The sequence below is a fragment of the Seonamhaeicola sp. ML3 genome (genome assembly GCF_023273855.1).
Classification (GTDB): Bacteria; Bacteroidota; Bacteroidia; order Flavobacteriales; family Flavobacteriaceae; genus Seonamhaeicola.
On sequence record NZ_CP096884.1, the window covers coordinates 3,053,594 to 3,078,935 of the forward strand.

Consider the following 25,342-nt stretch of genomic DNA (forward strand, 5'->3'; position numbering starts at 1 on the left):
AATGAGCAAAATAGATTCTTTTATTTTTGACTTAGGAGGTGTTCTAATTGATTGGAATCCGGAGTACGTTTTCTTGAAAGAATTTAATGGCGACCGTAAAAAAATGCAATGGTTTCTTGATAATATCTGTACTATGGCATGGAATGAGAACCAGGACGCTGGCTACCCAATAGCCAAAGCAACCGAAGACCTCGTGTTAAAATTTCCGGAGTACGAAACTCTGATACGCATGTACTATGGCAGGTGGGTAGAAATGTTAGGTGGCCCAATTTCGGGTACAGTTAATGTCTTAAAAAAACTTGTAAGCTCAAAAAAATTTAAAGTCGTAGCTTTAACAAACTGGAGTACGGAGACCTTCCCTATTGCACGAGAAAAATTCGAGTTTTTAAAGTGGTTCAAGGGTATAGTTGTGTCTGGAGAAGAAAAGACAAGGAAACCTTTTGAAGACATTTTCAACATAACCCTTAGCAGATATAACATAACAGCAGAAAACGCTATTTTTATAGATGATAACCTTAGGAATGTAGAAGCTGCAAACCAATTAGGCTTAAATGGTATTCAGTTTATAAATCCTGATAAATTGATAGACGATTTAAAACAATACAATATTACTATTAATGATTAAAATTTACCATAATAACAGATGTAGTAAATCCCGAATGGGTCTAGGTCTTTTGGAAGAATCCGGGAAAGACTTCGAAATTATCAAGTACTTAGAAAACATACCTTCTAAAAAGGAACTTACTGAAATAATTGAGCTTTTGGGTATTTCACCAATAGAACTTGTTAGAAAAAATGAAGCTGTTTGGAAACAACACTATAAGGGCAAAGATTTAAGCGATGATGAAATAATAACAGCTATGATTGAAAACCCTAAACTAATAGAGCGCCCAATTGTTATTAATGAAGGGAAAGCTGTAATAGGGAGACCTACAGAAAAAATTCTAGAGATAATTTAAAGACACTTTGCTTTCTAGAATTTACTGAATAAAAAAAGGAAGCTAAATAGCTTCCTTTTTTATTTGTATTGTTCTTATGCCTGTACTTACTGACGTCTAGCTTTTCTCTCTTCCTTAATCTCCTTCATTCTTTCTATAAACGCTCCTCCAATCCAATAAGGAATAACAAAAGTCAATAAAAAAATCATTAACCAAAACCCTATGGTTAAGATTGTCAAGAAAGCTAAAAATCCTAAATACTGGTCAAATTCAAACATAATTGTTAGATATCTTTTTTAAACTGTTGCAAAGATAATACATCGCTATTGGTTTTACAAAATGAAAACTAATTTTATTAACAGAGTTTTTAACTAATCTAAATTAGGTTGTGGTGTTAACCTCAAATAAGGCTTAACTTCTTTAAATCCTTTTGGGAAAATCTTAGGAATATCCTCTGTAGCTACAGCGGGCACAACAACACAATCGTCCCCATTATTCCAATTTGCAGGAGTTGCCACCTTATGATAAGCTGTTAATTGTAATGAATCGATTACTCGTAATAACTCATCGAAATTACGCCCTGTTGAAGCTGGATAAGTAATGATGAGTTTAACTTTTTTATCTGAACCAATTACAAAAACAGATCTTACGGTTAATTTACTATCTGCATTAGGATGAATCATATCATATAGCTCCGATACTTTCCTATCTTCATCTGCTATAATTGGAAAATTAACTGTGGTATTCTGAGTTTCGTTTATATCATTGATCCAGCCTTTGTGAGATTCTATACCATCTACACTTAAAGCTACAACTTTCACATTACGTTTATCGAACTCTGCCTTATAATTAGCTACAGTTCCTAATTCGGTAGTGCAAACCGGAGTATAATCTGCAGGATGCGAAAATAAAATACCCCAACTATCTCCTAACCATTCATGAAAATCTATGGTGCCTTCTGTGGTTTCTGCCGAAAAATTTGGGGCTACATCCCCTAGTCTTATTGTTGCCATAATTTATGCTATTTAATGTTTAGTTATCAAAAAAAATAATTCGATTTAATATAATTTATAAAACATTTAAAAATAAATTATTTTTTTCAAGATTCTCTTAGGTAATTGTTAAAAATAGGTCAAAAAAACTAACAGAAATCATTTAAATAACCATTTAAAAAAAATTAACTTTGTCGTTCATTTTTAACAAAAAGACAATGAGTTTCAGAATAGAAAAAGACACCATGGGAGAAGTTAAGGTTCCTGCCGATAAACTTTGGGGTGCTCAAACAGAACGATCAAGGAACAATTTTAAAATTGGACCTTCGGCTTCAATGCCATTGGAAATTGTTTACGGATTTGCGTACTTAAAAAAAGCTGCAGCCTATACGAATTGTGAATTGGGTGTTTTGGCCATAGAGAAACGTGATTATATTGCTAAAGTCTGTGATGAAATTTTAGAAGGCAAGCATGATGACCAATTTCCTCTTGTAATATGGCAAACAGGCTCTGGAACCCAGAGTAATATGAATGTAAATGAAGTTATTGCAAATAGGGCTCACCAAATAGCTGGACATGTTATTGGAGAAGGAGAAAAAACAATACAGCCTAATGACGATGTGAATAAGTCACAATCGTCTAACGATACCTTCCCTACTGGTATGCATATTGCGGCTTACAAAAAGATAGTTGAAACTACCATTCCGGGAGTAAAACAACTTAGAAATACACTTGATGCCAAATCTAAAGCATTTAAAGATGTTGTTAAAATTGGTAGAACACACCTTATGGATGCGACGCCAATTACTCTAGGTCAAGAATTATCTGGTTATGTTGCTCAGTTAGACTATGGTATAAAAGCCTTAGAAAACACATTGCCACACTTAAGTGAATTGGCTTTGGGCGGTACTGCTGTTGGAACAGGATTAAATACTCCTAAAGGCTATGATAAACGAGTAGCCGAATTCATTGCAGAGTTCACTGGTTTGCCTTTTGTTACCGCTCCAAATAAATTTGAAGCCTTAGCAGCACACGATGCACTTGTAGAAACACATGGAGCTCTTAAACAACTTGCTGTTTCTTTAAATAAAATTGCTAACGATATTAGGTTAATGGCATCTGGACCAAGAAGTGGTATTGGTGAAATTATTATTCCTGCCAATGAGCCAGGGAGTTCGATAATGCCAGGAAAAGTAAACCCGACACAATGTGAGGCTATGACTATGGTTTGCGCTCAGGTTATTGGTAATGATGTAACAGTTACTGTTGGAGGCACTCAAGGTCATTACGAATTAAATGTATTTAAACCCGTGATGGCTGCGAATGTTTTACAATCTGCTCAATTAATTGGCGATGCTTGTGTTAGTTTTGATGTTAATTGTGCTGTGGGTATTGAGCCTAATCATGCTACAATTAAAACATTGCTCAATAATTCTTTAATGCTTGTAACCGCACTTAATACCAAAATTGGTTATTATAAAGCTGCTGAAATTGCTAATACGGCTCATAAAAACGGTACTACACTTAAAGAAGAAGCTATAAACTTAGGCTATGTCACTGCCGAAGAATATGATGAATGGGTAAAACCAGAAGACATGGTTGGTAGCTTAAAATAAAAATACTATTACACTAAATAAAAAAAACGAATCAATTAACGATTCGTTTTTTTTTTTTGGTTGGTTAGCTATCAATCCTTAAGTATTTCAATCCAAAAGAATTGATTCAAATATATGATTATTGCTATTGTTATCGATTAACAAATGTTAATTGCTATCCATTTTTTTTCTAATCCTACTCAACTGTACCGCAGTAATTCCTAAATATGAAGCAATTTGATACTGCGGAATTAAGTTGTCTACATTAGGTATTTGTCGCTTTAAAGCCAAATACCTTCCCTTTGCATCTAAAGACATAAGCTCTACCAAACGTTTTTCATATTTTACATAAACAATCTCTAAGGCTTTAGTGTACAATCTATTAACCTTACTGTTTTTTTTACAAAGTGTCATTAGCGTTTCATAATCAATTTCGTAAATCTTACAATCTGATAATGCTTCGAATACAAAAAGAGAGGTTTTTTTTGTGAGTAATGCGGTTAAAGATCCCAATAAAGATGTAGACAAATAAAAAGTTTTGTTGAATTCTTTACCGTCTTCTGTAGTAATATAACACCTTACTACGCCCTGAACTAACATATATATTTTACTCGGAATCTCTCCGAGTTTAACCAATTGTTCCCCTGTCTTCACTCTTTTAAATACTGCTATTTCGCTTAATGCTTCAAAAGTGTCCTCAGAAATATCGGAAAATGAGTTTAAAAAGGCGAAATTCCTATCCATTAAGTTTTAGAGTATAGTTAGGGTTAAAGTATAAATCTAAAATAGCATCTTTATTATTTTAAACTATCTATTTTCTATTATAAGCAAATAAAGCAGATTAGGTGCAAAAAAGAAAAGCCTTAAAGTTTAACTTAAGGCTTTTTATAAATGCTGTTAATGTGTGTTATTTCAAACTAAACTCTGATGTTGAAACTAAATCTTTATGGTTGTATACATTGACAATATATCGTCCTTTTTCAAAATCATCTTGACCTTTAGCGGTAACAAACTCACAAACATTAAGATTTTCATTTTCGTAATTAAATTTACTTATAATACTGTAATTTAATGTTTTATCATCAAACTGAACCTGCTCATTTAATCCAAGTGTATTGTTTTTTGGATCGATTACTTGTACATATAATTCTTGGTCACCCGCTTGTACTAATCCATTTTTAGCCACAGTAAAACAAACTCTAATTTTATCTGTTCTGCTGGCTCTTTCGGTTGGAATTAATTTCCCAGATGTTCTTTCTATTACACCAAAACCTTTTAAACCAACTGTTCCTAGTATAGCTGCATTTTCTACAACTTCTGCAAGTGCTGTATTTTGAACTAATAATGAATCTGTAAACATAGTACTTGCTTCGAGCTTAACACGAGTACTGTCTAAGGATGTCGCTAAATAAGAATTCTCAAGCTTTAATGAATCGTTTTGTGCCAATAATACATCCATTTCCTTTTGAAGTGATAAATACTTCTTCTTATATCTCCACAAACTCTTCACGTTAGTTTCAGATATTTTTAAAGAATCTATTAAACCTTGAATTCTGTCTCTAGCTTCTACAAGATTCTCATTGGCAACTTTGTTCTCGCTTATAGCTTCGTCATATTGCGTGGCCATAGTTTTGAGTTCGTTCATTACTAGTTGCTTTTCATCTTTTAACTCGTTTTGAGCTTTTTTGCTATCACTGTAAAGATTCATTGTATAAAATCCTATACCTAAAAATAAGGCCAAAGCTATTCCTAAAGCTATTTTTAACTTTTTGCTACTATTGTTTCCTTCCATAATTACTTGTTTTTAATGTTAGTGTTTACTATTTCTTTATTTTTTTTATGCCGTAAATGATTTACTTTTATTGAAAAATATACTTGATGGACAAACTGGTTCTTTTTAACAATACGTCTAAAAATAAACTTTTAAATAAACGCACTGGCGAAACTAAATTTGGTCAACATGCTAAAACATTAACTAGCATTTCTAACATATACGAACAACTTAAAAATTTGGATGTTCAATATGTGATTTTTGGAATACCTAATGGCGTAAAAAAAACAAAAAGTTCTGCAAACACTAAGTTTTCAAGTACTTGGGAGGCTGCCTTAGATGCTATTTTAAATATTCAAAACAACAAATATATTAAGGCGAAAGAGGTCTTAATTTTAGGACATTTGGATTTTAATTCAGAAATAAATCTAATTTCTAATCTTAATCCCATAAAAAAGAACAAACAAAAGAAAACCCGAGATTTAATCGAGAAAATGGATTCTTATGTGTCCAACCTTGTATATCAAATTGTTGCTTCTGGAAAGAAACCAATAATTATAGGCGGAAACAGATGTCATGCCTATGGTAATATAAAGGGAAGTGCTCTTGCTCTAAATTCTGCAGTAAATGCCATCAACCTAAATGCACAACCGAGTTTTAAACCTAAAGAGAATAACTCTATAAATTGTGGTTTTAGTAATGCATTCGCAGAAGGTTTTTTAGATAGATGTTTCTTTTTTGGATTACACGAGAATTATACAGCAGAAAAAACCTTAGACACAATAAATAAAGTAAAAGCTATTAAATACAATACTTTTGAAAATATTGAAATTAGAAAAGATTTAGAGCTTAATTCGGAAATGGAACGTGCTTTAAAACATGTATCTAAAACTGCATTTGGTATTGAAATTGACTGTAATGCTATTAAAGATTTACCCAATAGTGCAGTTACACCTAGTGGATTTTCTGTGAATCAAGCAAGAACATTAGTAAGCTATTTTGGAAACCACGATAACGCTCAATATTTGCATATAAGTGAAGTCTCAACAAAAAAGAAAACAGCTAAACACGTTGGTAATTTTATCACTTATTTAATAACCGATTTTATAAAGGCTTAAAAAGAACACCGCTGTTCATAATATCATCCAGGTCTTTACAATAACTGCCTTCTTTCTCACACAGTACAGCTAGAGTTTCAATAATTAACTGATTCACCTCGCTGTTTTTTGGATATATGGCGTAAGCTAATTTAAACTCTTTATAGGCACCAAGTTCCCTACCTTGTTGCAACCTACGCTTTCCAGAGTTCATTAAGAAATTAAAGGCTTTTTGTTTCTTTTTTTCTCGTAGTGCCATAGTTTCTTTTTTGTGTTTAATGGAGTAGGCTTCAAATTTTACAACAATTGGATTCAACAGCATAATTGTAGAAACAACAATCAATAACAGAGTTGAAATACCTAGAACGAGCTTTTTCTTATAAAACTTGAGCTTTAGGATATAAGTCTTCAACCAAATCGAAAATGGAGGTTTAAAAGAAATTTCAGTTCCATTAGAAATTGGTTTCCTAATAGAACTTATTAATTCTCTTTCCCTTTTGGTTTTGTAATCTAATTCTAGGTAATCGAACATTTAAGACTTTATTTATAAGTCTTATACTTGAAACTATTGTTACATCAAGTAAATACTTATAAACCGAGAATATTTTAATAGCTCAATAAATGAAGATTTTGTGCAAGATAGAGCAATGTAGAAAAACACAAGCCAAGTACACAGGCTAGAATGTTTATTCCAAAAGATTGGTTTTTGTCTATTTTATAATAACCGAAAACCACCCTTTTTAAATTCATAATTATTAGGAGTAATGTAATTACTATCACAAAAGTTACTAAAAAAACTAACCCTTGGAAATCACTAAATTCATCCATGGAAAATTGAAACAACGAATACCAAGATATCAAATAAAGGTAAGATGTTACAAATAACCACCCTATCTTGTTCTTTAAAAAAACACCAATTAAAGGAAAAGTTATTAGGATGCAAGCATGAAGACTTCTAGAACGTTCTAGTGACCCTATTATTCCATAATAATCATATTCGCCATAACCTCCTAGCCTCAGAAAATCAATAAAATAAGCTATCCCTGAGTAATAGATATATCCTGCTAAAACGAATATAGTAGCATGAACTACGTGAACTATTTTAAATTTCATCGATTAATGAAATAATAAAAGGCAACAAACAAAATCAGGAAAATGGTAAAATATAGTATGTGATCTAAAAAATTCTCCTTTTGGATTTTTGATTTAATCTTTGACTTCAAGCGCTTAAGCTCTTTTGGTTTCAGTTCTGGGAAATCAAACTCAGGCTTTTTTCGGGAATTTCAAGACAAATATCTTGTTTTATCAAACCTTCCTTCTGCCTTTTCCTTTCTGGCATTTCGTCTTTGTACAAGCGCTCTAAAATGTCCTATACTACCATGCATGGTATTTTAGTTTATTGATTTTAAGGAATCTATCTGTTTTTGAAGTTGTTCTATTTGTATTTCTTTTTCAGTTTTGATTATGGTGGAATCTATAACTGTTTCTACAATATCAATTTCCTTAGATTGTTCAACGAAGTAATAACCTATACCCTCACTGGCTCGCCAGGCTTCACTGAGTTGATCATAAACGGTTTTATCCCACTGACTGGGGTGTTTTACATCAATCCAAACCACATCACGATATTCGCTATCCACTAACGCCAAATCCGGTGTTGCAGAACCATCGAACTTTTCGGCTTCATTGTCTCTGATAGCCGAAATAGTCCCCAAAAAGAACATACGCTTTCTACCAGCTATATTTTTTATATATGGTCTAAATTCTACAGGTTTATTAACCGACCAATCGAATTCTTTTCTAGATTCAATAACCTTTAATGGCATAGCCGAAACCCCAGCATAACCTTGCTTTTTCGCAGCATGGTCATAGTAATACAACTTATCGGTACCGTCAGCAGGAATAAATACACTAAAAGTTAAACTAGTACGCTCATCTCCTACAGGTTCTAACCCGAACCAATGGTATAATCCGCTATAAGCACCAGAATCTGAATCTGAAAAATCAAAATCGGTTACAAATGGTTGCTGGTTTTGATCATCTGCCAAAACAGGAATTTTTACAGCTGTTTTCATATTCCATGGCAATGGATCACTAAAACCGCCCAAGAACTTTAAGGATTCAGCCTGAATTCTTGATACTTTTTCAGCCAAAGTGTTCTGACGTGTTAGATAAGGGTAGTTGACCATGTCTTCGGGACTTATATAAGTACCCTTCCCAATCAAAATACGCTCTATATAATCGCCGAAATCATGTTCCCCAGCATCAACGACCATCACACCACCAAAAGTTGGGTAAGGGACTAAAAAACCTTTCCATTTAATTAAACTCACCACTTGCACCCATTGCCCCGTATCATTTTTCATATAATATGTATCACTGGGTTCTAAAGTAAATAGCTGAAAAATATTGAACCTTTGTACAACGGCATTGTATGTATTTCTACTAAATTTTAAAGATTCCCCTATGGAGAAGGTTACCGGAATTCTATTTTCACTTGAAAACCTAGGAAAAGGTGTTGTACTTGATACCGAGAATACTTCTTCTGTGTTATCTGTGATTCCTTGCCATACGTACTTTTCGGTTGGCTGAATGGCCATGGTCCATTTATTTTCATCGTCAACCCTAACCAAATGTGGTAAGGATACATCTTTGGTTTCTCCCACACTCTCATTAGCCATAGAAAAAATATTCCGCAATGGTTGGATACGTTCGTTTTGTGTTAATGGCAATTCACCTATTTCAACCCGGTTTAAACTATTGAAAACATTATAAGTCTTCATGTAGTCGTACATTTTAAAATGCCAACCCACCGCGTACAAAACACCAAAAAACAATAACAAAATTCCAAGGATTCCTAATCGACCACCTGTACTGGCTGTTTTTCTGAATTTTCTAAGTCCGAAAAGCAAGACTAAACCACTAAGCAGAATAATGAAAATGTATTTTCTAAGAAACAATAAGAATGGCTGATAGTCGTCCCTTAAAACGAACAATAGGATTAGAAGAATTAATCCCAAAATAATTGTGATTCGCTTTTGTTTTGGTCCTTTGCTCCAATAAGATTTTATCATGGTTTTTTATTTTGTCGTTGCGAATCGCGCTTGAGCGTGATGCGGCAATCTATAATTTCTAAAAGATTACTTCGTCATACTTCCTCGTAATGACGTCTATTTTAAATAACCTTTATCTTTTAAACGCTCTCTAGCACTTTTACCATCCTTTTTCGGTGTCTCCTCCTTAATTTCTTCCTCTTGTTCAACCTCGACATCTTTAGTTTTTATATCCTCAATGATATCTTTTCCTTTTTCAATGGTATCCTTTACCACCTCTCCCAAACTATCACTTTTCTCCTCTATTACCTTACCAGATTTCAAGACAAAATTTGCCAAGTAGGTACCTAATATTGTCCCCACAGAAATTGATGAAAATGCCGAAATTCCATTGTAACTTGTAAAGATTTCAAATGGTGATAAAAATTGTATTATTAATCCAACTAGTAAAAAGAAACCAACCACATAAACTAACCTTGGCAAAAAAGCTTGCTTGAACACAAAGCCCTTTTTATCCTCCAACTTCATTTGTAACTCTTTACTATTAAATATCTTGTTGAAAAAACGGTACAGCTTATTACCTTGAGATTCTCTCCAATAAATGAAAATCCCAAAAAGAATAGCTGCAATGAAAATTACTAAATCTAGTCCCATAAGTCTATAATTTTTAAAGGCTCTCCTCCTTTTTAAGGAGGAGTGGATTACAATTTGCAAAATTGTAAGACGAGGTGGTTATTTACCCTTCCGTATTTAATTCTTGCGGAATTAAATCCACCTTCCCTTCAAAAGGGAAGGAACTTTTGTTATATAATATTAGTCTTTATTTTCTAAATATTGTTACTAATGGTCTCTACAACCCAGTCTTTTAAAGACTCGTCCCATGCTTCAAACTTATCATAGAAATCCTCTTTATCATACCAATACCAATACAAAACATCTTTGGGAGCCACATTTACCAAAAGCTTCCAAATTAAATCTTGATGTCTAGCTTCTAATGATGAATGCGGTTTATGTAAAGCATCAAACATTTTGGGGTCCACTATATCGGCTATCTTAAACTGGTTGCTGGTCTCTAATTTTTCTAAATATCGTTCAACACTCATTACTTTTTTACGCGTGTCTATATCCAGTTTATTCAAGTAGCTTTTATAAAGTATCGGATTGCTAAGAATATCTTTTATTGGGTGTTCCGTTTTCTTTAAGTGAAGTGACATTTCATACTTCTTGATACGCTCGTATCTCTCTGTTTTTACAGCTGTTTCCAAATTATACTCAATGATGATATGTTCTCGTAATTTCACCATTAATTCCTTTTGCTCTATATGGAAAATCAGTACTTCGTAATTGGTATCCTTTATTACTTCTTTGTGCCATTTTTTGTCTTCAAAAATCACTATGGGAGATATAAAATCTCGCAGGACATAAACACCTCCAAAAGCTCTGGTGTAAAAAGAACTTACTTTAAAGTCTATAGCTGGAAGTTCTAAATCCCTATCACGTAAATCCCCATACTTCTTAGCAGATTTCAATAATTCAGCATGAACATCTTCATCAATAAAATTATAATCTCGCTTAAATTTTTCTATTAACTCAAGTTGCTCCCTTTGCTGATGATACAGATTATTCATGAAATGAAAATTAATACGTATCGTGTTATATTTTAGAACATCTAAAGGTTCATAAAAAGCATCTATTTTTTGGTCAAAATCAATACAAATAGCAGAGTCTCTGGTTATATCTTTAATTTTATCGCCATACACCTTAAAAATATGTTTCATCATATCCCTATCAAACGTATGGAAAGGGAAATATACCGGTTTACCTTTCTGTAGGGGCGTAATAATAATACCATGAGGATTAGCTTCCCCATTGTTCAAGTAATTTAAATCACCTTTTTCTTCGGCTATTTCTGGACTCCACCCTATACCATCGATTAAAAAGTTCTTAAGTTTTGTTGGGGTAAAGCCAAGTTTTATCAAGCATTTATTATAGCGCTCAACCAATTTTCCACTTACGGGAATGAGTTCACTCTTATATAAATTGGCTTCTATTAGTTTTTGCATTTCTGTCATTCCTGCGAAAGCAGGAATCTATTTTTTATTTTAAACTATACTTTGTGGATTCCCGCCTGAGCGGGAATGACAAATTACTCTATTAGCTTATGAATTATCGCATATTGTAATAACACAATGGTGCGTGTATCAACAATTTCTCCATTATTGAGCATCTCTACCGCTCTATCAAAAGAGATTTCCATGACCTCAATATCTTCAGCTTCACTATCCAATCCGCCCCCTTCACCTACTTTCATGTCGTCGGTGTATTCTCCAACAAAAAAATGCATCTTTTCGGTCATAACTCCTGGAGACGAATAACTTTCATAGACCTTTTTTACTTCCTTAAGTCTATAACCTGTTTCTTCTTCCGTTTCTCTTATGATACATTCTTCTGGATTGTCTTTGTCAAGTATTCCTGCTGCCACCTCAACAAGGAAGCCGTCTTCATTATCGTTTAAATACGTTGGCATTCTAAATTGCTTTACAAGTATTACTGTTCTTTTTTCCTTGTTATACAATAAAATACCAGCACCATCACCCCTGTCATAGACTTCACGCATCTGATTGACCCAACGACCATCTGGCATTAAGTAATCAAAATTAACTTTGTTCAGAATATAATAGTTATCTGAAAGTAATGTCTTTTCAATATTTTTTATTTTGTTTGATGGTTTCAATTTATTCAAAATTTTAAAAGTTCTATTATCAAAATAGGTTTCGACTCCGCTCAACCTGACAACATTTTTTAATCCTCAAATGTCTTTCTTGCTTCCATTTCAATATTTAGTTGATTTACTCGGGCATCTACTTTACGTTTAAAATCAGAATCTGCTATTGTTGCTACATTATCCAAATATCTAACGACTTCTTGTCTTCTAATTTCAGAGAAATCAAGACCTTTCATGTTCGCTCTCATTAATTCCTGCAGCATATTGAATTTGGTTTCATAATCTTGTTTGAAATAGATTTCAGGATTATTGAACCAATCATCCTCTAAGTCAAAATCGGTTAAACGCAATGAAATTGCACTTTGTATGTTCCTTACATCCCTTGATGAAAAGAACGGAAACTCCTTTTGCATTTCCTTGTATAGATTGGCATAGAACAAGTGTTCATTCGTTTTAAATTTCTTTTCAACATCTTCATAAATCTCATGAACGCGCTCTTCAGAAGGATTTTCAATTGAACTCAAAATTTCACCCATATTTTTCGCCAAACCTTGGTCCTGTAAATACTTATAATTGCCAGGGTCTTCCATATTTACAAAATCTGGTAAGGTTTCATCTAACTTACGCCACCACAAATGGTCCTGATCTAGGAAATCATGTTCCGTTCTAGCACCATCAATCTTAAAGCGCCCCTGTACACGAGAAATAACTGCCTTATCCAACATTTCTGGCAAATTGGTAAATAATCCTATGGAACTATTTCCATAATTCACGGCATAAGCACCTTCTGTATATCTTAAGAATACGCCTATCACTTCTTTTACACCAGCAGAAACCCCTTGAGCCGTTCGCTCCTGAAGATTGTTCTCTGCATCATCAATTGGTGCAAAAATTAGTTTGGATGGATCCTGTAACGGCTTCATCCACTCTACCATTTTCTCAGCAGAACCTCCTTGAAAAGTACTTATTAGCGCATCCGGCATGGGATGAAATAGAAAAGGTATATCCAGTTCATCACAATATTCTTTCAATCTCGTAGCTATAGCCGCAATCAACATACTTTTCCCCGTACCTGGAATTCCGTACCCCATAAATACCGGCATAAAACCACCAAGTTCCTGAAAAGGATTCTTTTTGGCAGTAAAATCGTAGCTCAACAAACGCTCTGTTAATCTTCGTGCAAAGTGCTTAGCATCCCGGTTACCAACTATTTGTTCAAATTTAATTTTATTGAATTCAACACTCTTGGCAGTACCTGCAAAAACATTATTCCAACCAGAAACTGCAAATTCAGAGTTCTCTAATTTATATGTTCTGTCCTCAATAGTTTCGGTGTACTCTAAACTACTTTTACGCAGTTGAATTTCATCTATAAAGGCTTCAAAATACACCACCGTAAAGTCGATAACATCTTTATCTGACTTAATGATATCCGGATGTCCCAAGTATTTATCATAATAGAACAAACTGCATGAAATCCCTTTTATTGGTGACATTAAGGACACCTCTGGAATACCAGCAAACTTCTGCTTCATGACACTTAAATCATCTGAAGCGTGTGGTTTTAAATCGTGTAATATTTTATAAGCTGTAGCAAAGAGCATAAAAGCTGTAGCTGTATGCATTTTACTTTCAAACTCTCTTTTTCCACTAGAGTCTAAAGCCGATTTATTTTCGGCTAAACTCGATAAACCAGAAGCATCGTAATAACTATCCTTAACCCAAATCCCCAAAGTAATACCCTCTTGAACACCGTAAAGCGTCTGATTCAAATAAATAGGAATAGCAACCGAATCTGGCAACAGGCGCTTCTTTAAAGCTAAAATCGTTTTTGAAACCGAAGTAATCTCTGTTGCACTACTTCCGTTATTGGCACGAGATAAATACAAAAGAATAGAATCATCTTTGGCATCTTTATCTCGATTTTTGGCTCTTGCACCCTGCTCCCATTGAGTACTTTTTAAGTAAGATGTTGCCTCATCGCGAAGCATATCTAATTCTGATTGTTTTATAGGGAATGTTGAGTTGTGGTTCATTTTAGTCTTCAGTTTGCAGTCTTCAGTTTGCAGTCCTAACCGCTCTGAACTAACAGCATATATTTTAATTAATTCATTTAAATTTATCTGGGTTATTCATCATATAGTTTAAAAGTTTGCCAACTTCTTCACTTTTATTTATAAAATCTGAATATTGCTCTTTGGAGATATATTCACAAGCCAGGGCGAAATCCAGCCATAATTGAGTTTCTGTATTCTCGCTATCGGCATCGGATAATTTACTCTTAAAATGCTTTTCATATTGTCTTTTCCTATATCCTTCAGCCATATTAGAACAAACTGACCTACTTGAACGAACAATTTGAGAAGTTAAAGCGAACACCTCAGATTGTGGAAAACTCTTGGCTAAATGGAATATTTCCATTGCCAAGGCAAATCCCTTTTTATATGCTAAAAGCGTTCTAAAACCCATTTCTAAATTTCAATTTTTGTTCGTTTACTGCTGACTGCCAACTGAAAACTGCCTACTTTTTTAATTGTTCAATTTTCAAAGAAGCCATTTCAATTGGAGGTTTGGCCAACTTATTAATTATTTCTGGTGTTTTATTATATAATAGCTGAATGATTCTATGTGGGGCAAAAACATATTTCTGTCTAAAGACCTCATCCCAACGCTGTAATATCTGTTTATTAAAAAAGCTTCCTTCCTTAAATTCACTTTTAGATTTTACTTCATCAATTTTCATTGAAAGCGCATAAGACTCAACAGGTATTTCTTTTTTACCAATTCCTTCTAAAATCACATGCGTAAGTTCATTGGCATCCTTTGCAAACATATTGTGCAATGGCCCTAAATCTATACGTATAATATGTTTTGGTGATACCTTCGCTAGCTTTCTATCGATACCGTAAGCCATCGTGTCCAAATTCATTTTTCTATCTGCTACGTGTTTAAGAACCTCATAAATTTCATCTCGATAATCATTAACATCACTGTTGTGATAGTTGAAATACATAAAGCAAACGAACGGACGGTTACTAGCCACATCATAAAAACTCCAGCTAGTAAGGTATTCTCCTTCTGAACCTGCAGGAGCCTTTACAATCTTTCCTTGAACAAACCGATTAAAGATATAACGCTTGTTAACTGAGGAATAATAAACAATACTGGCAGCTTGAAACAACTTGCTGCGCTTAATAGGCTGTTTTTTACGCATTAAGGTATCTAAAAACTCTTCCTGTAACTCATTAACAGGTGTTAGTTTCCCTAAATAATCATCGCGTAACTCTAAATCATTAAACAAATACCTAAACTCTAGATAATTAGGAAATCCAGATTCCGTTAAGTCAATTTTCATATTATCCTCTTCATCATACATGTATTTAACACGCATGGCCTCTATGGAATACAACAACAGATCGCAATACTGCTTAAACATATTAAGCTCTTGATTAGAGATAATATTATTTTGTTGTACAGCAACAATGAGCTCTTTGAACACATAATCAACCATTTTATGGTAAAATATATAGTGCTCCTTAGAGTCTAATGTTGCGGAATCTAAAGGTGTGGTAATATGATTAATTGTCATTGTTTTAATTCGGAATTGACAAAAATAATTCTTGATTTGGGCGTTACCATATCTGGTCAGGCTTTCGGCAGTCGCTCCCTCCTTCGTCGGGGAGCTTCAACAAATGCCTCAATCCTTAACGCAATGAAAATTTGAAAAATAAATTACAAAAGATTGCCACGTCGTGCCTCCTCGCAATGACGACTAACTTAATAAATCGTCGTCTCCTGCATCTGGATTTGAATCTCCCTCAGGGGCATCTCCATCACCAGAGGGTGAGTTGGCCTCTGCTTTATAATAGTCTTCAAAAAGTTCTTTCATATCGATGCCGTAACGCTCAGCGAAATTCTTTTGGATATCAATATCCTTAGCTCGAATTTCCTGTAAAGCCTCTGCATAACTGCTATAAACACCTTGCATAACTTTTTCATGAACAGGAATGTTGTCCATCATATCCTGACGTGCTTTGGCACTAGCTGTATGCATTGCAGCAAGGGTTTCACCAATGTGCTCGTCTGTTTTAACACCTAAATGTTCTAAAATTGCCGCAAATTCTTGGTCTGTACGTGCTTTTAAAGCCACTACGTAACCATCATAATACTTTAATCTTTCTTCGGTGTCAGACTTTAATTTGGCACGATGTGTTTGCAAGTTGCTACGTAAAGATGTTAACACCTTAATTGTTAAATTATGCTTGTGAACAAAACTATCTTTACTGGCCGCCAAGGTTGTGTAGGCATTTTTAAGGCCTTCTAACTCTTCAACTTTTTGCTCTAAACCAGTAACTTTACCAATGGCTTCTGCGTATTCTGTTGATTGCTTATCAGCAATATCTTCAAGCTCTTGTCTAGCCTGCTTTAGTAAAGCATATTGCTCTTCTAACTTTTCTTCTACCTCTTTCTTTTTCTCTAAGGCTTTGGTGTGGTTTTTAGTAGCTTCTACTATAGCATCTTGAAGTTTGTCTTCTACTTCCTTTATTTCGAGTTCTCTGTTCTTTAAACGGGTAACAGCAGCCTGACTCTTATAGGACAATTCACTTAATAAGGTTTGAACATCGGCACTTTCAATACGTGCTTGAAACATGGCTTTAGCCTTATTATCAGCCGCCGCTCTTGTTTTCTCAGCTGCCTTAAGTTCATCTTGAGCCTTTTTGATTTTGCTTTTACGCCCCCACAAGTTGTTCCACCAAGTATTTGGCTTACTTTCGGCATCCTCAAGTTCAACTCTTGCTCTTTCCAAAGCTTTTTGAGCATCGTCAATAACTTTTTGCTCGGTAGCATTAAGCGATGAGAACTTTTCAAATAAAATACCTACCTCGTCCTGATAATCTGTTAAATCTTTAATGGCATCAAGAAGCGTTGTCCTATCCTTTTCAGCCATATGCACTACATCATCTAAGGTGGCATTTAATATTTTCTGGCGTACTTCAGGGTCGTCCTCTTGTGCTAATTTAGATTTCATAGTGTCAATGGCTTTTCCCCAATTGACATCTACTTTTTCAGTTTTTTCATTTGAATTGGTTTCTAATAAATCGAAATCATCAGACATAGTCGGTTTTGTATTAAAGTTGAACAAATTTACGGACAAGCAATTTCGTTAAAAAAGATGACTTTTGAAACAGTTGTTGCTCAAATAATTTGTATGTAATGTTATTAAATTGTTACAGCTATTTTACATTTTCGATGAAATGCAATTTACAAATGTCAGATTTTATACATAATAAAAGTAATCTAAAACCCTTGATTTTTAACTGATTGCGCTTGATAGTCAACTAAATTATCAACACAAATTGTTTATATCCTTTTCATTTTAAGTTGTTTAGACTACTTATAAGCATTACCTTTGGATTGCTATTTACCAAATTACATTATTATGTCTCTTAACCTAATACCACGATTTCTTATAGTTGCAGAGTACACCATACTTACTGTGCTTATTATAGTGGTTATTTTTTTCGCACTTTTATTGATTCTGGGAGTTAGAAAATCTTTTAAACTTAAAAAAGAAAACGAACGGTTGGATCAAATAAGTGAAGAAATTGCCAAAAAGAAAGAAGAAGAATACAAAGATTTTACTGGAGGGCATATGTACCAATAAAACCAATTAATATGGGAGTTATACTTGGACTTATATTTACACTTATACCTGTAAGCGTTTTAATCCTAATGGTTTATGCTATTATAAAAAGAATAAAGATTCAGATAAAACTAGACGGCACCATTAAAAAATTTAATACTCTAAAAGATTCTATACATAATATGGATGATTCCAACTATGGAATAGGAACTGGACATATTTACGAATAAAAAAAAGCCCACTTTTCAGTGAGCTTTTTTAAATCTTATCTTACTAATTTCTTGTACTTTATACGTTTTGGCATAATATCACCACCAAGACGTTTCTTTTTGTTTTCCTCATAATCTGAAAAACTACCTTCAAAGAAATATACCTGCGAGTCGCCTTCAAAAGCTAGTATATGTGTACAAATTCTATCTAAGAACCACCTGTCGTGAGATATCACTACAGCACAGCCAGCAAAGTTCTCAAGACCTTCTTCTAAAGCCCGTAAAGTATTCACATCAAGGTCGTTGGTAGGCTCATCTAGAAGTAACACATTACCTTCTTCTTTTAAAGTCATGGCCAAATGCAAACGGTTTCTTTCTCCACCAGATAGGAGTTTTACCTTTTTGTTTTGTTCACTACCGGAGAAATTGAATCTACTCAAATAGGCTCGAGAGTTTACTTGCCTTCCTCCCATCATGACCAACTCTTGTTCATCACTAAAGTTTTGCCATATGGTTTTTTCGGGGTCTATATTAGAATGACTTTGATCCACATAAGCAATTTTAGTAGTATCACCGACAATAAACTCACCCTTATCTGCTGTTTCTTCTCCCATTATCATTCTGAAAATGGTTGTTTTACCGGCACCGTTAGGCCCTATTACACCAACAATTCCAGCTTGAGGCAAATTGAAGTTTAAATCTTCATATAATAACTTATCATCATAACCTTTACTCACTCCTACAGCCTCTATAACATTAGTTCCCAATCTAGGACCGTTAGGAATATAAATCTCCAGCTTTTCGTCAAGTTGTTTTTGGTCTTGGCTCATCAACCTATCATAATTCTTCAAACGCGCCTTTTGCTTGGTCTGACGGCCTTTAGCGCCTTGCCTAACCCATTCCAGCTCTCGTTCTAAAGTCTTTTGACGCTTAGAAGCTGCTTTGCCTTCTTGAGCCATCCGTTTAGACTTTTGGTCTAACCAGGAGGAATAATTTCCCTTCCAAGGAATACCTTCTCCTCTATCTAATTCTAAAATCCAGCCTGCAACGTTATCTAAGAAGTATCTATCGTGTGTCACCGCTATTACAGTTCCCTTGTATTGCGCTAAATGATGCTCTAACCAATGAACAGACTCTGCATCTAAGTGGTTAGTAGGCTCATCCAGAAGTAAAACATCAGGTTCTTTTAGTAATAAACGACATAACGCCACCCGACGGCGTTCTCCACCTGACAATACACCAATTTTCTTATCACCGTCTGGTGTTCTAAGCGCATCCATAGCTATTTCCAACTTGGTATCTAGCTCCCAAGCATTAGCGGCGTCTATCTGATCTTGAAGTTCGGCTTGTCGGTTCATAAGCTTTTCCATTTTATCTGGATCGTTATACACTTCCTCTAAACCAAACATATCGTTTATTTTGTTGTATTCATCAAGAATAGCTACGGTTTCTGCAGCACCTTCTTTAACAACCTCTAAAACTGTTTTATCATCATCTAACTGCGGTTCTTGCTCTAAGTATCCAACCGAATACCCTGGTGAGAAAACCACATCACCTTGGTAATTTTTATCTACCCCAGCAATTATTTTTAATAGCGTAGATTTCCCAGATCCATTAAGACCAAGGATACCTATTTTGGCACCATAGAAAAAACTTAAATAAATATTTTTTAGAACTGGCGTATTAGCGCTTTGAAACGTTTTTGTAACACCAGACATCGAAAAGATTACTTTTTTATCGTCACTCACTTTTTAGATTTTTAGAATGTTAGAAGAATAGATCATTAGACTGCTTAAACTCTACCTTTTAGAGCATTGAACACCCATGCAATCGCAAAAAAACCAATCCCCACTGCGGCGAACCCCCAGCCTGCGACTTCATCATATCTAAATGCCCCCAAAGCTATTAGACCTAAACCTACAAAAATCATAATCCAGGTAGCCCAAGAAAGCACCGTATTTTTATTCATTGACATATTATGTAGTTATTTTTTAAAGATAGCAAATATCGTATTTTAAACAGAAAAGCAGCCTTAAAAAGACTGCTTTTTCTGTTTAAAGCTCTGGAAATTAAAATTTCATGGGTACTTTTATTATTACTAATTCGGAATCTTCATGAGCTTCAATGTTGAAAACATCAACTTCATAGACGCCCATGGCATCTCTGTTTGAGAGTTCTGTGTCTACTGTAACTATATTGCCATTTACAACAAAAACATAAGCCCCTTGCGTTTCCGAGTCTAAATTTATTTTAAGGTTTTTTCCTTTCTGTAAACTAGATCTATAAATATAGGCTTGTTGACTTATAGGCAATGCCTCTCCTTCTAATTTATCATTTGGTGCTACAACTGTTTGGATTCTGTTTTTTTTAGCTTCCTCAGAAAACTTTCGTTGTTCATAATTTGGTTCAACTCCTGTTTTCTCAGGAATAATCCAAAGTTGCAAAAAATTAACCTCGTCTGTTGTGCTATCATTAAATTCGGAGTGTGTTAACCCAGTACCAGCGCTCATAACTTGAACTTCCCCCACCTCAATAGCTCTTTTATTGCCCATACTGTCTTTATGGGACAATGCACCCTTTAGAGGAATGGATATGATTTCCATATTTTGATGCGGATGCGTTCCAAAGCCCATCTTTGGTTGAACAACATCATCATTTAGAACTCTAAGTGCTCCAAAGTTCATTCTTTCAGGATTTTGATAACCAGCAAAGCTGAAAGAATGATGAGATTTAAGCCAGCCGTGGTCTGCAAAACCTCTTGTTTCTGATTTGTGAATTACTTTTTTCATATTTATTTTTTTTAATTAGGCGGTAAAAATCCCATTTTACCCATTTGATAGTCTCTCATAGCTTCTAATAGCTCTGTTTGTGTATTCATAACATATGGTCCGTAAGTAGCTATTGGTTCACGGAAAGGTTCTCCTGATAAGAAGAGTAATTTGCTATTTTCAAATCCCTTTAGGGAAATTCCCTCACCATCCTGATTGAACTGAATTAATTGATTTTTATTCAATTCCAATTGCTCAGTACCATTAACTTCCACAGAACCGTTTATGAGGTAAACCAAAGCCTGATGTTTTGGTGGAATATCTATAGTAAACGCTCCGCTCTTTTCTATATCCAGTATAAAAACGTTTACTGAAGTTTGAGTTTCAATTTTCCCATATACATTGTTATTGGCACCAGCGATAACTCTTAATTCAACTTTGGAGTCTTCAGAATGTACTACATTAAAATCTTCATACTTCACATACTGATAGTTTGCCGGAATCATTTTTTTATTTGCAGGTAGGTTTAACCATAATTGAATACCCTCAATAGTTCCGCCTTTTTCAACAAATGATTTGCTTGGGCTTTCAGAATGAATAATGCCCCTGCCAGCTGTTGTCCATTGCACGTCACCAGCCTTTACTATACTCTCGTTCCCAAGTGAATCTCGGTGTAGTTGTTCGCCCTGAAAAAGAAATGTAATGGGTTCAAATCCCCGATGTGGGTGCGGACCTAAATCGAAAGGATTGCTTTCCGTAGAAATCTCGTAAGGACCGTAATGATGCAATAGAATAAAAGGATCTATATTTTCGATGGTTCTTGTTGGTATGGGTTGCCTTAAAACAATTGGCCCCATATTGACGAAGTCACTCCGCCCTACTGTTTTTATTGTATTTAGGTTCATTTTATTTACATTTAAAATATATTCCATGGAATATATTTGTTTAAATTTTTTTTATCGGATTTTATCTAAAAGATAGCTTAATTGTGCAGCCTCATCTTCGGTTAGGTTCTTCAATAAATCCTCATTAAAATCTTTGTCTATATTTTTTAATAATTCTAATCCGCTAGAAGTTATTTCTATGTGAACAACTCTTCTATCGCCTGGACAAGGTAACCTGTTGATTAAGTTTTTAGCACATAATTTATCCATTAATCGTGTCGCATTTGGTGCTCTTTCAATCATACGTTCTTTAATCGTCTGAACTTTTATGGGTTCACCTGCACCCCTAAGAATTCTAAGTATATTGAACTGTTGTGGCGATATTCCAAATGATTTAAAGTACTCGTTTTGGTGACTATTAATCCAATTAGATGTGTAGATAATATTGATTAAAGCCTTAACCTTGTTATTATCAAATTTAGAGTTTATGTCTTTTGAAATATCTCCCATTCTTTTAGTATTCAGTTTTCAGTCTCAGTGTGCAGTATTCAATGTAATATTTTAAAAACAAAATTATGATAAAATCCCCAATTTACTACTTCAGATAAATCTATAACTAATTTAATAATACTTTAATACTGTTGACTGCGACTGTGTACTGCCGACTTATTAAAGCGCCTTATTAAATAACTCTACTTGATCTAAAAGCGTGCTATTAAACGCATCATCTATAATTTTACCTTCAGAAAAATTATCACTAAAAAAAGGCAAACTAAAAGTGGCTACAATGTTCCCTCCCATAAAAGGAAAACGGCTTTTCGCTACATCTAAAACACTAGCTCCTCCTCTACCACCGGGTGAAGTCGCCATCAACAACATAGGTTTTTCTCCCCAAAGTTTGCCATCAATTCTAGACATCCAATCGAATATATTTTTAAACACCGTAGCATAAGCACCATTGTGTTCAGCTAGAGACAAAACTATTCCGTCTGCTTCTTGGATTGCTTTTAGAAATTTATGGGCGTTTTCTGGAATGCCAAACTCGGTTTCATGATCGATACCATAAATTGGTAATTCAAAATCATTCAGGTCTAATACCTCTACTTGAGCATCTTCTACTAGACTCGATGCATAAATAGCCAATTCTTTGTTTATGGATTTTTTACTATTTGTTCCTGCAAATGCTATTATTTGTTTCATAATTATTTGTATTTGATGGTTCAAAGATAGCACAAAAATATTTATATTCCAAGGAATATATTTCCATGTTATATATTTTAACATATTATTCACTTTTTATACAGAAACGGGTTTTGTAAATTCGTAGAATATTAATAACTATATCATAATCTCTCTTCTAAGAGATTGAAAAGGCCTATGGATTTAAACTTCAACAAGAACGAAGATCATAATAAACTTTTAGTATCAGAATTAAACCAAAAACTGGCTAAAGTAAAACTAGGTGGTGGAAAATCTAGAATTGAGAAATTACACTCTAAAGGCAAAATGACAGCCAGAGAACGTATAGATTACCTGCTGGACAGTAATACTAAAAGTATTGAGATTGGGGCTTTTGCTGGTGAAGACATGTATCAGGAGCATGGTGGCTGTCCTTCTGGTGGTGTAGTTGTTAAGATAGGATATGTAAAAGGTAAACAATGTATTGTGGTCGCTAACGATGCCACTGTTAAAGCTGGTGCCTGGTTTCCAATAACCGGAAAAAAGAATCTAAGAGCCCAGGAAATAGCTATGGAAAACAAGCTACCTATAATTTACCTAGTAGATTCAGCTGGTGTTTATTTACCAATGCAGGACGAGATTTTTCCAGACAAAGAACATTTTGGACGTATTTTTAGAAATAACGCCAAAATGAGCAGTATGGGTATTACCCAAATAGCTGCAGTTATGGGAAGCTGTGTAGCTGGTGGCGCCTATTTACCTATAATGAGTGATGAGGCTTTAATTGTTGATAAAACCGGTAGTATATTTTTAGCAGGAAGCTACCTAGTAAAGGCAGCTATTGGTGAAAGTATCGATAACGAAACTTTGGGTGGCGCGACCACTCATTGCGAAATAAGCGGTGTTACCGACTATAAAGCCAAAGATGATAAAGATGCTTTAGACAGGATAAAAAATATTGTCGATAAAATTGGGGATTTAGAAAAGGCTGGGTTTAACAGAATTGAACCTGTTAAACCAAAAGAAGCTACTGAGGAAATATACGGTATACTCCCAAAATCCAGAGCCGATCAATATGACATGTACGAAATCATTAAACGATTGGTAGATAATTCTGAATTTGATGAGTACAAAGCAGGATATGGACAAACCATAATAACAGCTTACGCAAGAATTGATGGCTGGGCTGTTGGTATTGTGGCTAACCAAAGACAAATTGTAAAAACTACTGGTTCTAAAACCAAACCTACCGAAATGCAATTTGGTGGTGTAATTTATAACGACTCTGCAGATAAGGCTACCCGATTTATTGCTAATTGCAACCAAAAGAAAATCCCCCTACTCTTTCTACAAGATGTAACTGGTTTTATGGTAGGTAGTAAAAGTGAGCACAGCGGTATTATAAAAGACGGTGCTAAAATGGTTAACGCCGTTAGCAATTCTGTGGTTCCTAAATTTACAATTGTTATTGGCAATAGTTATGGTGCCGGCAATTATGCTATGTGCGGAAAAGCCTATGACCCTAGATTAATAGCGGCATGGCCAAGTGCTGAACTAGCGGTTATGAGTGGGAATTCGGCTGCTAAAGTTTTACTTCAAATTGAAAAAGCATCTTTAGAAAAACAAGGCGAAACATTTACTCCAGAAAAAGAAGAAGCACTTTACAAAAAGATAAAAGACCGCTATGACAATCAGGTGTCCCCATATTATGCTGCGGCTCGCATTTGGACCGATGCTATTATTGATCCATTAGATACCAGAACTTGGGTAAGTATGGGGATAGAAGCTGCGAATCATGCTCCTATAGAAAAACCTTTCAATTTAGGTGTGATTCAGGTTTAACTTTTCATTCTTTCCGGTTTTTTGTATCTTATAAGTGTAAATCAACAACTTATAAGTCATGGGAACAATAAAAGTATTAAACAAATGGGCCAATAGACATACCTATTTACCCTTAGATCTTATACGCGTTGCATTGGGTATATTCCTTTTTATTAAAGGCGTAGACTTCATGGCCAACAGCGAGATGTTAGCTCAATTGCTTAAACCTTTTCAAAATATGGCAGGAAGCATGATGATAATTCATTACGTGGCTCCAGCTCATTTTATTGGAGGTATATTAATAGCAACTGGCTTATTAACAAGATGGGCGATAGTAGCTCAATTACCTATACTTATTGGCGCTGTAGTTCTTAATTTTGTTGGAGATATGAACACTCCTAACCTTATTACTGCTATTTGCACCTTATTAGTTTGTGGATTCTTTTTAATTTATGGTTCTGGAAAACATTCTTTGGACTACTATTTCGGTATGCAGAAATAAGCGCCTTTTTTACTCTTACAAATGTTTAACTGCCATTGAGCAGGTATTTTGATGTGCCTAAAACATCTCTAAACATCATGTAATCTATTGATCTAATTTAGGTTATTTAGGTATTAAGAACCTCTTTGACTGAAGGTTAACTGTTTTTTACGTTGTTTGTGTCA

General features: G+C 34.5%; 28 protein-coding genes. 8 read left to right on the forward strand and 20 right to left on the reverse strand.

All coding sequences use genetic code 11. The annotated features are described in order from the left end of the window. Position 1: 1 nt before the first annotated feature. Both M0214_RS13185 and arsC read left to right on the forward strand, forming a co-directional pair. Positions 2-625 (forward strand): HAD family hydrolase, encoded by a 624-nt coding sequence (locus M0214_RS13185; protein ID WP_248723029.1) that lies wholly within the window; start codon positions 2-4, stop codon positions 623-625. After that, positions 618-959, forward strand: a complete 342-nt coding sequence (gene arsC / locus M0214_RS13190; RefSeq protein ID WP_248723030.1) for an arsenate reductase (glutaredoxin) — start codon at positions 618-620, stop codon at positions 957-959. The genes M0214_RS13185 and arsC overlap by 8 nt, the downstream gene beginning before the upstream one ends. A gap of 86 nt (positions 960-1,045) precedes the next feature. On the opposite strand, the gene M0214_RS13195 is transcribed toward arsC, so the two are convergent. Both M0214_RS13195 and M0214_RS13200 read right to left on the reverse strand, forming a co-directional pair. After that, positions 1,046-1,216, reverse strand: coding sequence for a hypothetical protein (locus M0214_RS13195; RefSeq protein WP_248723031.1), 171 nt, complete (start codon positions 1,214-1,216; stop codon positions 1,046-1,048). 93 nt (positions 1,217-1,309) lie between these two features. Continuing rightward, complete coding sequence (locus M0214_RS13200) at positions 1,310-1,951, reverse strand: peroxiredoxin (protein WP_248723032.1); 642 nt, start codon at positions 1,949-1,951, stop codon at positions 1,310-1,312. 197 nt (positions 1,952-2,148) lie between these two features. Here M0214_RS13200 and fumC point away from each other — a divergent pair, with 197 nt between their 5' ends. Further along, positions 2,149-3,546 carry a class II fumarate hydratase gene (gene fumC, locus M0214_RS13205; protein WP_248723033.1) on the forward strand — a complete coding sequence of 466 codons (1,398 nt, stop codon included), beginning with the start codon at positions 2,149-2,151 and terminating at the stop codon, positions 3,544-3,546. A gap of 147 nt (positions 3,547-3,693) precedes the next feature. On the opposite strand, the gene M0214_RS13210 is transcribed toward fumC, so the two are convergent. Both M0214_RS13210 and M0214_RS13215 read right to left on the reverse strand, forming a co-directional pair. Beyond that, positions 3,694-4,269, reverse strand: coding sequence for a Crp/Fnr family transcriptional regulator (locus M0214_RS13210; protein WP_248723034.1), 576 nt, complete (start codon positions 4,267-4,269; stop codon positions 3,694-3,696). Between the two features lie 163 nt (positions 4,270-4,432). Then, on the reverse strand, positions 4,433-5,317 hold the full coding sequence (locus tag M0214_RS13215) for a chromosome partitioning protein ParA (protein WP_248723035.1): 885 nt from the start codon (positions 5,315-5,317) through the stop codon (positions 4,433-4,435). Positions 5,318-5,403: 86 nt separating this feature from the next. Between M0214_RS13215 and M0214_RS13220 the strand changes: the two genes are divergently transcribed. After that, positions 5,404-6,414: an arginase family protein gene (locus M0214_RS13220; protein WP_248723036.1), complete on the forward strand. Its 1,011-nt coding sequence runs from the start codon at positions 5,404-5,406 to the stop codon at positions 6,412-6,414. Here the strand turns inward: M0214_RS13220 and M0214_RS13225 are convergent. From M0214_RS13225 to M0214_RS13270, 10 genes are all read right to left on the reverse strand, one after another. Next, positions 6,401-6,925: a hypothetical protein gene (locus M0214_RS13225; RefSeq protein WP_248723037.1), complete on the reverse strand. Its 525-nt coding sequence runs from the start codon at positions 6,923-6,925 to the stop codon at positions 6,401-6,403. The genes M0214_RS13220 and M0214_RS13225 overlap by 14 nt on opposite strands. A 74-nt stretch (positions 6,926-6,999) precedes the next feature. Next, positions 7,000-7,506: a hypothetical protein gene (locus M0214_RS13230; RefSeq protein WP_248723038.1), complete on the reverse strand. Its 507-nt coding sequence runs from the start codon at positions 7,504-7,506 to the stop codon at positions 7,000-7,002. A 278-nt stretch (positions 7,507-7,784) separates the two neighbouring features. Then, positions 7,785-9,467: a hypothetical protein gene (locus tag M0214_RS13235; protein WP_248723039.1), complete on the reverse strand. Its 1,683-nt coding sequence runs from the start codon at positions 9,465-9,467 to the stop codon at positions 7,785-7,787. Between the two features lie 96 nt (positions 9,468-9,563). Then, entirely contained in the window at positions 9,564-10,100 is a 537-nt protein-coding gene (locus tag M0214_RS13240) for a hypothetical protein (protein ID WP_248723040.1), read from the reverse strand. 173 nt (positions 10,101-10,273) lie between these two features. Beyond that, the gene (locus tag M0214_RS13245; protein ID WP_248723041.1) at positions 10,274-11,509 is read right to left on the reverse strand and encodes a DUF6638 family protein; all 1,236 of its coding nucleotides are present in this window, start codon (positions 11,507-11,509) and stop codon (positions 10,274-10,276) included. Positions 11,510-11,592: 83 nt separating this feature from the next. After that, positions 11,593-12,180: an NUDIX domain-containing protein gene (locus M0214_RS13250; RefSeq protein WP_248723042.1), complete on the reverse strand. Its 588-nt coding sequence runs from the start codon at positions 12,178-12,180 to the stop codon at positions 11,593-11,595. A 68-nt stretch (positions 12,181-12,248) separates the two neighbouring features. Continuing rightward, positions 12,249-14,207 carry an AAA family ATPase gene (locus tag M0214_RS13255; protein WP_248723043.1) on the reverse strand — a complete coding sequence of 653 codons (1,959 nt, stop codon included), beginning with the start codon at positions 14,205-14,207 and terminating at the stop codon, positions 12,249-12,251. 73 nt (positions 14,208-14,280) lie between these two features. Then, positions 14,281-14,640 (reverse strand): four helix bundle protein, encoded by a 360-nt coding sequence (locus tag M0214_RS13260; RefSeq protein WP_248723044.1) that lies wholly within the window; start codon positions 14,638-14,640, stop codon positions 14,281-14,283. A 52-nt stretch (positions 14,641-14,692) separates the two neighbouring features. Further along, the gene (locus M0214_RS13265; protein WP_248723045.1) at positions 14,693-15,760 is read right to left on the reverse strand and encodes a hypothetical protein; all 1,068 of its coding nucleotides are present in this window, start codon (positions 15,758-15,760) and stop codon (positions 14,693-14,695) included. Positions 15,761-15,943: 183 nt separating this feature from the next. Then, positions 15,944-17,287, reverse strand: a complete 1,344-nt coding sequence (locus tag M0214_RS13270; protein WP_248723046.1) for a microtubule-binding protein — start codon at positions 17,285-17,287, stop codon at positions 15,944-15,946. 324 nt (positions 17,288-17,611) lie between these two features. Here M0214_RS13270 and M0214_RS13275 point away from each other — a divergent pair, with 324 nt between their 5' ends. Together M0214_RS13275 and M0214_RS13280 are read left to right on the forward strand one after the other, a co-directional pair. Then, positions 17,612-17,836 (forward strand): hypothetical protein, encoded by a 225-nt coding sequence (locus M0214_RS13275; RefSeq protein WP_248723047.1) that lies wholly within the window; start codon positions 17,612-17,614, stop codon positions 17,834-17,836. An 11-nt stretch (positions 17,837-17,847) separates the two neighbouring features. Beyond that, positions 17,848-18,045, forward strand: coding sequence for a hypothetical protein (locus M0214_RS13280; RefSeq protein WP_248723048.1), 198 nt, complete (start codon positions 17,848-17,850; stop codon positions 18,043-18,045). 35 nt (positions 18,046-18,080) lie between these two features. On the opposite strand, the gene ettA is transcribed toward M0214_RS13280, so the two are convergent. From ettA to M0214_RS13310, 6 genes are all read right to left on the reverse strand, one after another. Further along, positions 18,081-19,772, reverse strand: coding sequence for an energy-dependent translational throttle protein EttA (ettA, locus tag M0214_RS13285; RefSeq protein WP_248723049.1), 1,692 nt, complete (start codon positions 19,770-19,772; stop codon positions 18,081-18,083). Between the two features lie 44 nt (positions 19,773-19,816). Further along, a complete protein-coding gene (locus M0214_RS13290) occupies positions 19,817-19,999 on the reverse strand; it encodes a CAL67264 family membrane protein (protein WP_248723050.1) in 183 nt (60 codons plus the stop codon). A 94-nt stretch (positions 20,000-20,093) separates the two neighbouring features. Beyond that, positions 20,094-20,813 carry a pirin-like bicupin family protein gene (locus M0214_RS13295; protein ID WP_248723051.1) on the reverse strand — a complete coding sequence of 240 codons (720 nt, stop codon included), beginning with the start codon at positions 20,811-20,813 and terminating at the stop codon, positions 20,094-20,096. Positions 20,814-20,824: 11 nt separating this feature from the next. Further along, a complete protein-coding gene (locus M0214_RS13300) occupies positions 20,825-21,724 on the reverse strand; it encodes a pirin family protein (protein ID WP_248723052.1) in 900 nt (299 codons plus the stop codon). Between the two features lie 24 nt (positions 21,725-21,748). Next, entirely contained in the window at positions 21,749-22,186 is a 438-nt protein-coding gene (locus M0214_RS13305; RefSeq protein WP_248723053.1) for a MarR family winged helix-turn-helix transcriptional regulator, read from the reverse strand. A gap of 159 nt (positions 22,187-22,345) precedes the next feature. Beyond that, positions 22,346-22,876, reverse strand: a complete 531-nt coding sequence (locus M0214_RS13310; protein ID WP_248723054.1) for an NADPH-dependent FMN reductase — start codon at positions 22,874-22,876, stop codon at positions 22,346-22,348. A 177-nt stretch (positions 22,877-23,053) separates the two neighbouring features. Here M0214_RS13310 and M0214_RS13315 point away from each other — a divergent pair, with 177 nt between their 5' ends. Continuing rightward, positions 23,054-24,697 carry an acyl-CoA carboxylase subunit beta gene (locus M0214_RS13315; protein WP_248723055.1) on the forward strand — a complete coding sequence of 548 codons (1,644 nt, stop codon included), beginning with the start codon at positions 23,054-23,056 and terminating at the stop codon, positions 24,695-24,697. Positions 24,698-24,755: 58 nt separating this feature from the next. Beyond that, positions 24,756-25,178 (forward strand): DoxX family protein, encoded by a 423-nt coding sequence (locus M0214_RS13320; protein WP_248723056.1) that lies wholly within the window; start codon positions 24,756-24,758, stop codon positions 25,176-25,178. Positions 25,179-25,342 lie beyond the last annotated feature (164 nt).